General features: G+C 60.7%; 14 protein-coding genes and 1 pseudogene. 12 read left to right on the plus strand and 3 right to left on the minus strand.

Annotated features, from left to right (window positions below):
* Positions 1–16 precede the first annotated feature (16 nt).
* The 10 genes and pseudogenes from ACO08A_RS21640 to ACO08A_RS21685 all read left to right on the plus strand — a co-directional run.
* Positions 17–400, plus strand: a pseudogene (locus ACO08A_RS21640) (ATP-binding cassette domain-containing protein); the annotation flags it as partial.
* An 18-nt stretch (positions 401–418) separates the two neighbouring features.
* Positions 419–739, plus strand: coding sequence for an AAA family ATPase (locus ACO08A_RS21645; RefSeq protein ID WP_422041792.1), 321 nt, complete (start codon positions 419–421; stop codon positions 737–739).
* A 6-nt stretch (positions 740–745) separates the two neighbouring features.
* Positions 746–1549 carry an ABC transporter ATP-binding protein gene (locus ACO08A_RS21650; RefSeq protein ID WP_422037976.1) on the plus strand — a complete coding sequence of 268 codons (804 nt, stop codon included), beginning with the start codon at positions 746–748 and terminating at the stop codon, positions 1547–1549.
* Positions 1546–2553, plus strand: a complete 1008-nt coding sequence (locus tag ACO08A_RS21655; RefSeq protein ID WP_422037977.1) for an ABC transporter permease — start codon at positions 1546–1548, stop codon at positions 2551–2553. Before ACO08A_RS21650 ends, ACO08A_RS21655 begins: the two co-directional genes overlap by 4 nt.
* Positions 2550–3425, plus strand: a complete 876-nt coding sequence (locus ACO08A_RS21660; RefSeq protein WP_422037978.1) for an ABC transporter permease — start codon at positions 2550–2552, stop codon at positions 3423–3425. Before ACO08A_RS21655 ends, ACO08A_RS21660 begins: the two co-directional genes overlap by 4 nt.
* A 2-nt stretch (positions 3426–3427) precedes the next feature.
* Positions 3428–4315, plus strand: a complete 888-nt coding sequence (locus tag ACO08A_RS21665; protein WP_422037979.1) for a DMT family transporter — start codon at positions 3428–3430, stop codon at positions 4313–4315.
* 326 nt (positions 4316–4641) lie between these two features.
* A complete protein-coding gene (locus tag ACO08A_RS21670; protein WP_422037980.1) occupies positions 4642–4887 on the plus strand; it encodes a DUF3302 domain-containing protein in 246 nt (81 codons plus the stop codon).
* Positions 4884–6038, plus strand: coding sequence for an HlyD family secretion protein (locus tag ACO08A_RS21675; protein ID WP_422037981.1), 1155 nt, complete (start codon positions 4884–4886; stop codon positions 6036–6038). The genes ACO08A_RS21670 and ACO08A_RS21675 overlap by 4 nt, the downstream gene beginning before the upstream one ends.
* 183 nt (positions 6039–6221) lie before the next feature.
* Complete coding sequence (locus ACO08A_RS21680; RefSeq protein ID WP_422037982.1) at positions 6222–8039, plus strand: SLC13 family permease; 1818 nt, start codon at positions 6222–6224, stop codon at positions 8037–8039.
* 149 nt (positions 8040–8188) lie between these two features.
* Positions 8189–9796: an FAD-dependent monooxygenase gene (locus ACO08A_RS21685; protein ID WP_422037983.1), complete on the plus strand. Its 1608-nt coding sequence runs from the start codon at positions 8189–8191 to the stop codon at positions 9794–9796.
* 100 nt (positions 9797–9896) lie between these two features.
* Here the strand turns inward: ACO08A_RS21685 and ACO08A_RS21690 are convergent, their stop codons facing one another.
* Complete coding sequence (locus ACO08A_RS21690) at positions 9897–10607, minus strand: DUF1287 domain-containing protein (protein WP_422037984.1); 711 nt, start codon at positions 10605–10607, stop codon at positions 9897–9899.
* A gap of 215 nt (positions 10608–10822) precedes the next feature.
* Between ACO08A_RS21690 and ACO08A_RS21695 the strand changes: the two genes are divergently transcribed.
* Positions 10823–11242 (plus strand): nuclear transport factor 2 family protein, encoded by a 420-nt coding sequence (locus ACO08A_RS21695; RefSeq protein WP_422037985.1) that lies wholly within the window; start codon positions 10823–10825, stop codon positions 11240–11242.
* A 53-nt stretch (positions 11243–11295) separates the two neighbouring features.
* On the opposite strand, the gene ACO08A_RS21700 is transcribed toward ACO08A_RS21695, so the two are convergent.
* Positions 11296–11889, minus strand: a complete 594-nt coding sequence (locus ACO08A_RS21700) for a TetR/AcrR family transcriptional regulator (RefSeq protein ID WP_422037986.1) — start codon at positions 11887–11889, stop codon at positions 11296–11298.
* A 122-nt stretch (positions 11890–12011) separates the two neighbouring features.
* Here ACO08A_RS21700 and ACO08A_RS21705 point away from each other — a divergent pair, with 122 nt between their 5' ends.
* The gene (locus ACO08A_RS21705) at positions 12012–12440 is read left to right on the plus strand and encodes a VOC family protein (protein ID WP_422037987.1); all 429 of its coding nucleotides are present in this window, start codon (positions 12012–12014) and stop codon (positions 12438–12440) included.
* A gap of 78 nt (positions 12441–12518) precedes the next feature.
* On the opposite strand, the gene ACO08A_RS21710 is transcribed toward ACO08A_RS21705, so the two are convergent.
* Positions 12519–13013, minus strand: coding sequence for a hypothetical protein (locus tag ACO08A_RS21710; protein ID WP_319382797.1), 495 nt, complete (start codon positions 13011–13013; stop codon positions 12519–12521).
* Positions 13014–13103: the final 90 nt, after the last annotated feature.

Below are 13103 nucleotides of genomic sequence, written 5' to 3' on the forward strand. Positions count from 1 at the left end.
GCTCTTGTCCGACATCAGCCTGACAATCTCGCGTGGCGAATGCCTCGCGATCGTGGGCGGATCAGGGGCCGGGAAATCAACGCTGTTGCGTTGCCTCATGGGCCTGACCCGTCCGGCGAAACCGTTCGCCGGCCGGCTTCATTTCAACGGTCAGCACATCGATTTCTCAGATCCCGGCAAGAACAAGCGGCCTCGCGGGATCGGCTATGTTCCGCAGAACCCGGACCACGGGTTCGATCCGCTCAAGCGCCTGACCTGGCAATGGCGGCAGGCGGCCCGGGTTGTCACCGGCCGTGCCGGGATTTCCGGGACACAGGCACAGCTTCTTGAAGAGCTTGGACTGAAGCCGTTCGAAAGGTGTTTTCCCCATGAATGGAGCCGCGGCATGCAGCAACGTCTTCTGCTGGCCATGGCCCTGATGGGAGAACCGAAGCTGCTTGTGCTGGATGAACCGACATCCGCCCTTGATCCTCTGATTGCCGCCCAGGTTCTGCGCGCCGTGATGCGGCACGCCGAACGGCTTGGTGTCGCTGTTCTGATTGTCACGCATGATCTCTCGCTTGCGGCTCGATACGCGGACCGTGCGGTTATCATGAACGCGGGTCGTGTGGCGGAAAGCGGTGAGACCGCCACGCTTCTGAAGGATCCGCAATCCGAGTATGGCCGGCTGTTGGTGCGCCATCGCGAGTGGGGCGACCTTGAAAGCACCAGCGCGTCAGGCGCAATCGCCGCGGAATGAATACAGATGCTGCTTGTCGACAAACTTGACCTGACGATTGCCGGGAAATCGATCCTTGAGGATGTTTCCTTCTCCGTTGACGTGGGGCAGACGTTGTGTATTGCCGGTGAAAGCGGCTCGGGTAAAAGCAGCCTGCTCAAGGCGATGAACGGTCTGATGCCCGCGCGTTTCGACCGGCTTTCCTTCCACCCGAAGGATCACGCACACGTCCTCCACGAGGGCAAGTGGCAGGGTGGACCCGGATTGAACGGCAGCAGATGGGTGATGCAGGACCCGATCGCCGCCTTGAACCCCAAGGCGGCGCTGGGCGCGTCGATCGCTGAAAGCATCCATCTCAAAAGGCCGGCCGCGGCGGATCTTGCCGATGCGGTTTCAGCTGCGCTCGCCGATGTCGAACTCCCTGCTGAAATGGCAGCGCGCAAGCCGTCCGAGGTCTCTCTGGGACAGGCCCAACGCGCCTGCCTTGCGCGCGCCCTGATCGCCCGGCCATCACTCATCTTCTTCGACGAACCGCTCAGCGCCCTTGACGCGATTGTGCAGAAACAGATCGCGGCGACCATGAAACGCATCCAGGAGCGGTATCGCATCACCTTCGTGATTGTGACCCATGATCTCGGATTCGCGGCGGCTTTTGCGGATCAGATGCTGGTGCTCCGGATCGGGAAAGTGGAAGCGTATCAGCCGGCGAAGTTGTTTTTTGAAACACCGGCAAGCCGGTATTGCGCCGATCTCGTAGAGGCGGCGCGGGATCTGGGAAGCCTGCCGCAGGCACGGGAAGAGGCTCACCGTCACGGGGAGGCTCAACTGTGAGCACAGGGGCGTTTCGTCTGTCCGGGCCAATTGGCTCACTTGCAAAACGGCTGTCCGGCCTCGCGGCCGTCCTTCTCGGGGTCAGTTTCATCACGTTCACGATGACCTATTTCGCCCCCGGTGACAAAGCGGCGGCGATCGCCCATGCGCGCTATCCCGAAACTCAGAGTTTCCCTCCTGAAATCCTGGAAGGCATTCGTGCGGAATTCTCGTTGAACGAACCCTTCCTGGTCCAGTTTTTCCAGTGGCTTCTGCGTTTTGTGAAAGGGGATTTCGGCAACTCCTTTGCGTCCAATGTTCCTGTCTGGGATGTCTTTGCCGCCAATATTGCCGAGACGCTGACGCTCACCGCCGTCTCTCTCGTGATCGGGCTGGCGGCCGCGTTTTGCCTGAGCGCCGTTTCGGTCTGGCGTCCGGGCAGTCTGGCCGACCGGTTGGCGGTCGCGCTTGCCTCGATTGGCGCGGCGATGCCGAACTACTGGCTCGGCCTTCTGCTGATCCTGCTCTTTGCCGCCCACCTCAACTGGCTGCCCGCCTACGGGACCGGGACACCGGCGCATATCGTCCTGCCCGCAGTGACACTTGCCTTCTGGATTACCGCGTCGCAGACACGCCTTTTGCGCGCATTTTTCCTGGAGGCGAAATCTGCGCCTTACATTGAAACCCTCAGATTGCGGGGTGTCAGCGAGAGCGAGATCTTCTGGCGTCACGTCATGCGCCATGCCGCTGTTCCGGCGCTCACCATGATCGGCCTCGATGTGGCTGCCCTGCTTGAGGGAACGGTCATTGTCGAGCTGACCTTCGCCCGCGGCGGCGTCGGCTCGCTGCTGGCCGGGGCCGTGCTCTCCAGGGACTATCCTCTGATCCTGTTCCTGGTGATGTTCTTTGCGCTGGTCTATGTCCTGATCAACTCCCTGATCGAGATCATTCAGGACGTGCTTGATCCGAAGTCACGTCTGTTGGGGTCTGCTGTCACGGAAACTGCCAAGGAGGCCCGGTCATGACAGTTGCCGACGCTCCGATCCTTTCCGAGCAGGTTGACCTCAAACAGCAACTGCAAAATCGCAGTCTGAAGCGGTTCCTGGCGCGTTTGTGCAGCGGTTTGCTTCTTGTGGGCGCGCTGGTCTGTGCCGGCTTCTTCCTCACGCCTTACGACCCGAACACGCCGGACTTCCTGAACCGGCTCTCGCCACCCTCGGCGGCGCACTGGTTCGGAACGGACCAGCTTGGCCGGGATGTCGCGACACGATTGCTCTACGGCGGGCTTTGGTCCGTCGGCCTGGCGCTCCTGATCACGTCCTTCGGGGCGATCGCGGGTACTGTCGTCGGTCTCGCTGCCGGCCATTTCGGCCGCGTTGCCGACACCGCGTTGATGCGCGTGACGGACAGCTTCTTCGCGTTTCCGGAACTGATCGCAGCGATCACCATCGCGGGTGTCCTCGGGCCGAGCACGGCGAACATGGTGCTGGCGCTGATCCTTGTCGGCTGGATGCGGTTTGCGCGCCTGGCTCGCAGCCTGAGCGTCGAGATCGCTCACCGCGACTTCGTCACCCAGGCCCGGCTCAACGGCCTGCCGTCCAGGTTGATCCTGTGGCGTCACATTCTGCCGAATATCGGCCCAAGCCTCCTGGTGTTGTGGACCAATTCCTGGTCGCGGACCATCCTGTCTATCTCCGGTTTGAGTTTCCTGGGTTTTGGGGTGCAGCCGCCAAATGCCGAGTGGGGGGCGATGCTGCTGGACGGCAAGGCCTATATGCAGACAGCGCCGCATCTCATGATCTTTCCGGGCCTTGCAATCCTTGTTTCCGTTCTGGCGATCAACCTGACCGGTGACCAGCTGCGCGATCTGCTCGGCAGCAGCGCAACTTCGGACTAGAAATGTCGATTGATTTCAAAGGGATCAGCCTGCGGGTCGGTGCCACGTTCTTCTTCACGCTGATGGTGCTTTTCATCAAGTGGCTCGCCGACGAGATTCCGGTCGGTCAGGTCGTGTTTTTCCGGAGTGCGTTTGCTCTGATCCCGCTCGTCCTGTTCCTGATGTGGACGCGCGAGTTTCCGTCCGGGCTCAGAACGAAACGCCCGGGCAGTCATGTCGCCCGCTGCATCCTGGGCTGCCTTGCCATGTTTGCCAGTTTCGCGAGCCTGAAATATCTGCCGCTCTCCCATGCCTCGATCATCGGCTACATGGCGCCGATCCTTGCCGTCGTCCTTGCCGGGATCCTGCTGAAGGAAACAGTCACGCCCGCGCGCTGGTTCGGGGTCCTGTTCGGTTTTCTCGGAATGCTGGTGCTCATCCTGCCCACGGCCTCAAGCGCTGATGTCGACATGACTTACCTGACAGGCGTCGGCCTGGCGCTTGCAATGGCGGTTCTGACCGCCGGTGCCAAGATCCAGATCCGCAGTCTTGCGCTGACCGAAAATGCCGGTGCGATCGCCTTCTACTTCGCGCTGACCTGCACGCTCGCGGGACTTGCGACCCTGCCGGCCGGATGGGCAACGCCCAACTGGACCCAGCTCGGCCTTCTGGTCTGCACCGGATTTGCAGGCGGGATCGCGCATATCCTGATGACCCTGAGTTATCAGTACAGCGAAATCTCGAAACTGGCCGCCTTCGAGTATCTGGCGCTGGTATTCGCAGTGATCGCCGATGCGCTCTTTTTCGAACTTCTCCCCGAACCGGCCTTTTACGCGGCGGCGGCATGCATCATCTGCGCGACGCTCGTGGTGGCGCTGAAGGACAGGGTGCCGAAAACTTCGGCGGCTTAGGGCCGGGGAGGCCACGGTTTCATGGCAATCCCGTTTGCCGCGGCTTCTGGCGTTCGCGCATCACGGCGGCGCGCATGGGGAGCGCAGCAGCCAACATGCTTCCGCTTGGCAATTCTACGAGTGGCGGGACACGCGTACGTTGGCTAATGTATTTAAAACGCTACATGAATACGGGCAACATATGCCTGTCGTGACGGCGAGGAGTGTGTTTCGGACGGAGTGGCCCCTCGGAAACATGGGAGTGAGTTCGGAGGGGTGCCTGACTTTCATGAACGCGTCTTCGCCGGTGCGCGGAGCGCCGTGACAGGGGAAAGTGGAACAGCACGATGATGTATTTCGCTCTTTTTGTTCTGATCGTTCTGGGCCTATCCGCCGTTGCGATTTGGGTGTTCCTGGCAATCGCGCCCGGACGCATTGCCGATCAGCGCGGTCATCGACGCGCAGATGCCGTAAGGGTGTGCGGATACTGGGGTGCACTGACACTCGGTATCCTGATGCCGCTTGCCTTCATCTGGGCCTATGCGGATGGTGCGGCCGGGGCGGCGGAGCGTGACGCAGGAAACCAGGCATGATCGTCTTTCTGACGCTCTGTTACTGCGCCCTCCTTGCCGGCCTGGTGAAGTTCAAGATCATACCGTTCAACACGTTCTGGAAACTCTCGCCCGTCCTCTGGATGGTCGTGCTGTTCGTGGTCCTGTTCATCCCGATGCAGTGGGGTGCGCCGTCAGGCCCGATCCGGCTTTACCAGAACGTTGTCGAGATTGTCCCGAACGTCACCGGTGAAGTCACGGAGGTTCCGGCCGAGCCTCTGGTGCCGATTGCCGCGGGCGCGGAACTCTTCAAGATTGATCCGACCCCGTTTCAGGCGGCCGTCGATCAGAGCCGTGCAGCCCTGGCGGAGGCCCGGCAAGCGGTACCGCAGCTGGGTGCGGCCCTTGAAGCTGCCCAGGCAGCCGTCGCGGAAGCCGAGGCACTGCGCGACCGGTCCAAGGACGAATTCGAGCGCTTTCAAACCGCCAATGAAAGTGCCAGATCGGCGGGCAACAGGAGCCTGGCCTTCAGCGAGAGCGATGTGGAGCAGCGCCGGCTCACCTATGTCGCCTCGGAAGCCACGCTTTCGCGTGCGCTCGCCACTGCGGAACAGGCGCGCCTGGCCTACACCTCGAACATTGACGGCGTGAATACGACCGTGGCGCGTCTCGAAGCGGAGCTGCGGCGGGCAGAATTCGATCTTGAGCAGACAATCGTGCGCGCGCCGTCCGATGGATTTGTCGTCAGTTTGACTCTCCAGGCCGGACAACGCGTTGCCAACCTGCCGCTTCGGTCCTGGATGGCGTTCGTGCCCTTCGAACAGCGCCGTCTGGTGGTCGCGGTCCCGCAATCCCGACTGCGCTACGTGCGCCAGGGCCAACAGGCCGAGGTCACGTTCGCGCATTTCCCAGGTCAGATTTTCGATGCCGTTGTCGATGAGGTCATTCCCATCAACGCGGCGGCGCAGGTCCCGCCGAACGGTGTGCTGCCTTCGCTGGCGCAGCTTTCCGGTCCGAACGAATTGATGGGCGTTGTCCTGAAGCTCGCGGATCGCGCCGAGATTTATGCGGAGATCCCGGCCGGCGCTGGCGGAACGGCCGCGATTTACACAACTTCGGTTCAGCCGACGCATATCATTCGCAAGGTGATGATCCGGATGGACGCCTGGCTGAACTACATCGTTCCGAATTGACCCTGCCGAACGGGCCCGGTTGACGGAACCGTTCTTTGCGAAACCGGACACTTTCGTCTGCATGTGCCGGCTCGAGCCCAAATTGCTTTCGCAATCGGAAGATTCGGACAAGAATGAAGACGTGACGTCACCGTGCTCCCTTGGCAGTCGGTTGGGCGACAATGTGAGAGAGTGCAATTTGCAATGACATCAGATGCCGCCTTCGTTTTTGTCCTGATCGGGGTTGCCGCCGTCCTCATGGCGAGCAACCGGGTGCGCTATGATCTTGTCGCTCTCCTGGTCGTCGTCGCCCTGGTCCTGGGGAATGTTCTCACCGTCGGTCAGGCCCTGTCCGGTTTCGGCAGTTCCGTGGTCATTCTGGTGGCCTGTCTGCTGGTGGTCGGCGAGATGCTGCAGCGGACCGGCGTGGCGCGATCCGTCGGCGACCTGATCCTGAAACGGGGCGGGACGAACGAAACCCGGCTCATGATCCTGTTGATGGTCAGCGCGGGGTTTCTCGGCAGCGTGATGAGTTCGACGGCCGTCGTCGCGATTTTCATTCCCATCGTTCTGCGCATTGCAGCGGAGACCGGCCTGGACAAGTCGCGCCTGCTGTTGCCGATGTCCTATGCGGCCCTGATCAGCGGCATGCTGACATTGATCGCGACCACCCCGAACCTTGTCGTCAGCGATGAGCTCGTGGCGCAAGGGTACGAGGCACTTAGATTCTTTTCGTTTTTCCCGCTCGGCGTTCTCATTCTCGCGGCGACGATCGCCTACATGCTCCTGTGGGGGCGTCACCTGCTCGGCTCGCGCGAACCGGCACAGACGACGAAACGCAAGCGTCCGGCCCGCGCAGCTGCGGAACTCTGGATGACCTACCAGATCGGCGGGGAGGTCTACGATTACTGGGTCGGCGGTCCGGTCTCCATCGACGATATCCGTGAATTCAGAGCCCAGGGTGTGAACTTCGTTGCCCGCCGGCGGCGCGACCGCAACCGGGAGCGGGAAACGGTCCTCTTTCGCGACGGCATGGAACTGAGGCGTGACGATCTGGTTCTCGTCAACGGGCCACAGGAGGTTCTGGATGCAATCGCCGCGCGGCCGGATTTCACCCGCAGGTCCGCGCTCGGCGTGAGGGCCGAGGACTGGCAGGACGGTCTGGGCATTGCCGACATCATGGTACACCCGGAAGCGACGGTCATCGGCGAAAAGCCGGAGGAAGCCCTCTCGCATGATGCCCGCGAACTGGATGCGCTCGGGTTCCTGCGGGGCGGAGAGCCGGTGGAAGACGTCAAGGAGACACAGTTGAAGGCGGGAGACCGGCTCCTGGTGCTCGGTCCCTGGGACGAGCTTGACACGCTTGTGGAGCAGCGGGACGATTTCGTGCTTCTGGCCTATCCGAAGGAGCGGCAGGATGCGGTGCCCAACCTGCCCAAATACGGCGTTGCCGTCGGCATCCTGGCCGCGATGGTCGTGCTGAGCGCGCTCAATCTCGTTCCCGTCACGATCGCCGTCCTGCTGGCTGCGCTCGCTGCGATCCTCTTCAGGACCATGAGCGCGGAAGATGCCTATGCTTCCATCAGCCTGCCGACACTTGTCCTGATCGCGGGCATGCTGCCGCTGGCAAACGCCCTTGAGGTGACCGGTGGCTCGGCACTGATCGTCGGCTTCCTGCTGGACGTTGTCGGAGAGGCCAACCCGAGCGTCATGGCCGGAGCCCTGTTTCTCCTGACCGCTCTGCTCGGTCTCGTGCTGTCCAACACCGCCTCGGCGGTTCTGGTTGCGCCGATCGCGATCACGGCGGCCGAAACGATGCAGGTATCGCCATATCCCTTCGCGATTTCCGTGCTGATTGCGGCTTCCGCGGCCTTTTCCACGCCTGTCTCGACGCCGGTTGTCACGCTGGTCGTTACCCCTGGTGGATACTCCTTTTCGGATTTTCTCAAGCTCGGTATTCCGCTCACGATCCTGACCGGGATCATCACGGTCGTCACCGCACCGCTGTTCTTTCCGTATTGAGGCGAAGCGCGACCGGATGTCAGGGCCTCGGCAGTCTGGCTCCTTGCGCGGGACGTTGAGCCCGTTGTCGGTCCCGGTTAGCCTTGGCAGGGCTTTCCGCCTGCCGCCGTCCGCGGGGGGTAAATTTCTAGTGCCTGGGAGAATGCACCATGGACAAGGTCTTGGTCGTTGGTGGAAGAACCACTGGTCTGATGATGGCGTCGGAACTGGCAAGACGCGGCATCCCGGTGCGTTGTATCGACAAGTCGCCCGGAATTGACCCTCATGTCCGGGCGAACCTGTTGCATTCGCGCACGTTGGAGATCTTTCAGGGTCTCGGGCTCGACGCACAGGCAACACGCGGTTCTGTTTCCGAGATTGGCTTCGTGTTCTACCGGGACGGGCAGCGTGTCGGGGAAAGCCCTCACGCGCCCATCGACTCGCCGTTTCCCTTCGGCATGTCGCAGTCCCAGGCCCACACCGAAGCCACTCTGGAAGCCCACCTTGAAGCTTTGGGAGGCACAGTGGAACGCGATGTCTCGCTGACCGCTTTGACCCAGGACGAAGACGGCGTGACCGTCACATTGCGGTGCGGGGGCGAACGGGAAGAGACCGCTAGATATCAGTGGGTGATTGCATGCGACGGTGCTCACAGTTCAGTGCGCCACCTTGCCGGCGATGCATTTCCGGGCGATGCCGATGATATTCCGTACATCCTCGGGGATGTCTTGATCGATGGCGATGAGGATCTTGAACCCGACAAGGGGCACGTTTTTTTCCATGAGGACGGCGTCTTGTTCGCGTTTACCAGACTGCCGGGCAACAGACACTTCCTTGTCGCCAGTCTGGCGGCGGAAATCGGCACGGAGGGGACACCGACCCTCCAACAACTGCAGGCCATTGTCTCGGAAAGAGCTGCAATGTCGTTGCGATTGCACGATCCGCACTGGCTCGGTTTCTTCCGCATCAATTACCGTCTTGTACCCCGCTACCGGCAGGACAGGATCTTTCTGGCGGGTGATGCCGCTCACGTTCACAGTCTGCTGGCGGGCCAGGGTATGAATACAGGGATCCAGGACGCCCACAATCTGGCCTGGAAACTGGCGCAGGTCGTCAGGGGCAGGGCACCTGCCCAGCTTCTCGACACGTATGAAACGGAGCGGAGGATCGTTGCAGAGGAAATCCTCGAAACAACGCGGAAAATAACGGAAACAATGGAAAGCTATGCTGGTCTCCCGCAACAAGACCGCGAGACGTTCATCTCGCACCTTTACACGCCTGAGGCCGCGCGTCTTGATGCGGCGCGCCATCTGCAGGAAATCGACCTCGATTACGGCGCCAGTCCGCTCAGCGTGACGCCTGCCGACGACGATCAGCGGGGTCCAAGGCCCGGCACCCGCGCTCCGGATGCGACAGATCTGGTTTTCAACGGGCAAACCACGAGCCTGTTCAGGTTGCCCGCCGACGATCAATACAGGTTGTTCTTGTTTTGCGGGACATTGAATTCACCGCCTGTTGAAGTGCTCCGGGATGCCGCCATTGCATCTGAGGAGTTCGCCCAGTGGCTTACGCCATACATTGTCGGAGGCAAAACCGCTGCCGGTGCATTTCCGGACCTTGCAGTGATCAACGATCCAGAAGGCAACATGCATCGCATCTATGGTGCGGATAACCCTTGCATATGTCTGGTGCGTCCGGACGGATATGTGGCCTATCGCTGTTCAGACCTGACAAGCGTTGGCCGCTATTTCGAGCAATCGGGGCTGACAGGTCGATGAGCACTCGGTGTGCACCGTACCACTGTTGGGCGGTTGGTTGAGATTGGCGAGCGATAAACCAGGATGGCATGGGTTGACCCAGTGCCGCTGACGCCAAGCTTCAGCTGTTCACGCCGGGCTGGAAGCGGTAGTGGCCGGTGATGGGAAAGTCGAACAGGCGATCTTCCAGGCGGGTTCCCGCTCCGATGTTGTGAATGACAAGCGGGCGTTTGCCGTCCCGTGAGCGGTAGTGAGTCACGATCGCGATGTGCGGCAGGTTGCCGGGCAGCGTCTGTGAGACGATGTCCCCGGGAAGGTAGTCGGACGGATCGTTGCTAACCGGCAGCGACGCCGCCCTGCGCTCGAAGAATGTCCTGAGATTGGGGACGCGGCGGTGATCGATGTTCCTGTCGGGTCGTTTCAACCCCCAGATCTTCGGGTAGGCCTTGAAATCGCGCGTCATGTCCGCGTTGACTTCTTTCTGCAGGTCGAAGTCGAAAGCGTCGCGATAGGCGCGGATGAGGACATCCGTGCAGACGCCGCGTTCGCGCGGAAGGTCGCCGTTGGGATAGGAGAGGCCGATATAGGCAGGGTCGTATATGACGGTGATGCCGATCTGGTCTTCTGCGGCCGAAATCAGCTTTTTGGCCCAGGGTTCGGCCTCAAGCGGATCGCGCTGAAAATTGATCCGGACAAGAGGGGGCCTGTTGTGCGCGATTACGTCTTGCGCAATCTGCAGTCCGGCTTCGAGCTGCCCCGGGATCATGGCCGTAGCCGCCAGACCACCTCCAGCAACACACCCCGCTCCGATCAGAAACTCTCTGCGTTTCATCCGCCATCCATTTTTCGCGCCCATTACCGAAATAAGCGGATTCTGAGTCAGGAATGGGGCGGGTGAGGGAATTTGTGCCGACTGTGCTGTTTGCAGCGTTGTTCGGAGGTGACGCAGAGAGAGAAATAGATGAACAAATCTATCTTTGGTTGAATTATATTTGTATTTTTTGCGATCATGGATTTTCTGCTTTGTCCGATGGGGAGGATGGCACCATGACTTCTGCTGAAAATTTGAATGCCCTGAAACGCTGCTACGAATTGTGGAATGATACCAAGGGCGAGAGCGTCGATGCGTGGCTCGATCTCTTTGACGATACCGTGGATTTCCGTTCTCTGGCCATGGCGCGGGATCCAAGTGTTGATTTCACCAAACCCTGCTGCAGCAAGACCGAGGTGATCCAGTACCTTTCCGGATTGAAAGCCGACTGGTCGATGCAGCATTACACGATCGATGAATATGTCGTCGACGGCGACCGGATCTGCGCCTATGGCTCAACGGCCTGGACGAATAGGACAACCGGCACGCTGCTGGATACGCCGAAGCTGGATTTCGTGAAGTTCAAGGATGGAAAGATCGTGTTCTTCTACGAGTTCTACGACACCGCAGGGCTCATTTCGGCGGCGCGCGCCTGAGGCGAGCGTCCGGGTCGTTGTCCTTTGCCGGGACAGGCTGATCCCTGCGTGGGTCACACTTTCAGCATGCCTTCAAGCAACAGCCTTGTCGCCTTCTCGTAGGCCTCGCGATCCTCGCCATTCGCGATAGCCAGCGCCGCTCTGTCAAATGCCGACGACAGCAGGTCGGCGAGGGGTTCCAGCGGAACCCCCTTGAGCGCGCCGTGGCCGGCTGCATGGCGCAGGCCCTCAAGGATCGTCGCGCCGCCCGTTTCGCGGTCTATCACCGCCATTTCCTCCACCCCCAGAACCGCTGGACCTTCCAGGAGCAGGATACGGGCGCGGCCGGGATGGGACATGGCCGAGAAATACGCCTTTGCCCCGGCCATGAACGCGTCAAGAGGCGATTGGCCGGTATCGGTATCCGCATCGATCTCTTCTGCAATCGCCCGCGATTCCTGATGCACCAGTGCGCGCATGAGATCCGCCTTGTCCTGGAAATGGTGATAGAGCGCGCCCCGCGTGACGTTGGCCTGTTTCACGATCTCGGGCGTTGCCGTCTCCGCATATCCCTTTTCCACGATCAGCTGTCTTGCAGCGTCCAGCAGGGCGGTTCTCGTTTCCGCACGGCGCTCGGCCTGGGTCCGGCGTGATTTTTCTTCTTGCATACATGCAGCCTGTATGTTTATGTAACTTACAAACATACTGTATGTTTTTTTAAGGCGCATGAAAAGCTTTGCTTGAAGGAAATCGGGCGATGGGGTCCCGATGAAACCGGTTGGAGGATGAAATGAAAACGACGCAATACTATCCCGTCCTGTTGACGGGCGATGTCGGCGGAACGGCCGCATTCTACAAGCAGCACTTCAGGTTCAAGGCCGTCTTCGAAGCCGACTGGTACGTGCATCTCCAGTCAGAGGAAGATGAAAAGGTGAACCTGGCTGTTCTGGACAAAAGCCATGAAACGATCCCGGCAAGCGGACGTGGGAGCGGAGCAGGGGGCCTGCTGCTGAACTTCGAAGTGGAAGATGTCGACACGATCTACGAAACGCTCAGACAAAGCGGCCTGCCGATGCTGCTGGAACTCAGGGACGAGCCGTTCGGCCAGCGCCACTTCATCACACAGGATCCCAACGGCGTCATGATCGACGTGATCAAGCCGATCCCGCCAAGCGCGGAATTCCTTGCGCAGTTTGCTCCGGAAGCCGTTCCCGTGTGAACGGCCCTGCAGAAGTGACGCCGCCCGTTGGGGCCTGCAATTCACGCAAGTTGAGGCAAGGGCGTGGCAGTCGCCCGGTCAGGACGCAACCCGCGGGCAGCTGCTGCTTTGCTCTGCCCGCGATTTCAGGCCCTGCAGGCTCTGCATCGTGTTCGGGTTGCCGGGCAGCACGAAGCTCTGTTCCAGGGCGGTGCGCACATTGTTGATGACGGCAAGGTCCTGAACCGCGAGCGTCTGGCACTGGGTTCCGGTAAAGCGGACACGGATGCGGATGACCCGGTCGCCGTTGTCCGAGGGGCCGAACTCACTGTCCAGCGCAGGGTTTTCGCCCGCCATCGGCCGCTCCAGAATGACCATGTTCGGCTGGTCCTGAAGGACGGCCGTGCCTCTTTCCCTGGCGCTGGAAACGAGAGCCGCCCTGACGGTTCCCGGGTCGGCGCCGATATTGACGCTCTGCGCACCGGCGGGAACATCAAGCCGGGGCTGGTTGCCAAGAGATGCCGACTGGTTGGACGAGGACTGGCAAGCGGCAAGAACGAGGGCGCAAAGGCTGAAGATGACAGTGTGTCGCATTGAGCAGTCCAAGATCCAGAAGAGGTGTTTCAACAGGTGACGTCACCTGTTTCTAGTCCATGTCGCATCCCCGACACAACTGCACTGTGA

Source organism: Roseibium sp. (genome assembly GCF_965232425.1).
In the GTDB taxonomy this organism is placed as follows: Bacteria; Pseudomonadota; Alphaproteobacteria; order Rhizobiales; family Stappiaceae; genus Roseibium.

Excerpts from the sequence above, each read along its gene's own strand:
- ACO08A_RS21645 (WP_422041792.1), top strand. The coding sequence starts at position 419 with ATGGGAGAACCGAAGCTGCTTGTGCTGGATGAACCGACATCCGCCCTT.
- ACO08A_RS21650 (WP_422037976.1), top strand. The coding sequence starts at position 746 with ATGCTGCTTGTCGACAAACTTGACCTGACGATTGCCGGGAAATCGATC.
- ACO08A_RS21660 (WP_422037978.1), top strand. The coding sequence starts at position 2,550 with ATGACAGTTGCCGACGCTCCGATCCTTTCCGAGCAGGTTGACCTCAAA.
- ACO08A_RS21665 (WP_422037979.1), top strand. The coding sequence starts at position 3,428 with ATGTCGATTGATTTCAAAGGGATCAGCCTGCGGGTCGGTGCCACGTTC.
- ACO08A_RS21670 (WP_422037980.1), top strand. The coding sequence starts at position 4,642 with ATGATGTATTTCGCTCTTTTTGTTCTGATCGTTCTGGGCCTATCCGCC.
- ACO08A_RS21675 (WP_422037981.1), top strand. The coding sequence starts at position 4,884 with ATGATCGTCTTTCTGACGCTCTGTTACTGCGCCCTCCTTGCCGGCCTG.
- ACO08A_RS21680 (WP_422037982.1), top strand. The coding sequence starts at position 6,222 with ATGACATCAGATGCCGCCTTCGTTTTTGTCCTGATCGGGGTTGCCGCC.
- ACO08A_RS21685 (WP_422037983.1), top strand. The coding sequence starts at position 8,189 with ATGGACAAGGTCTTGGTCGTTGGTGGAAGAACCACTGGTCTGATGATG.
- ACO08A_RS21690 (WP_422037984.1), bottom strand. The coding sequence starts at position 10,607 with ATGAAACGCAGAGAGTTTCTGATCGGAGCGGGGTGTGTTGCTGGAGGT.
- ACO08A_RS21695 (WP_422037985.1), top strand. The coding sequence starts at position 10,823 with ATGACTTCTGCTGAAAATTTGAATGCCCTGAAACGCTGCTACGAATTG.
- ACO08A_RS21700 (WP_422037986.1), bottom strand. The coding sequence starts at position 11,889 with ATGCAAGAAGAAAAATCACGCCGGACCCAGGCCGAGCGCCGTGCGGAA.
- ACO08A_RS21705 (WP_422037987.1), top strand. The coding sequence starts at position 12,012 with ATGAAAACGACGCAATACTATCCCGTCCTGTTGACGGGCGATGTCGGC.
- ACO08A_RS21710 (WP_319382797.1), bottom strand. The coding sequence starts at position 13,013 with ATGCGACACACTGTCATCTTCAGCCTTTGCGCCCTCGTTCTTGCCGCT.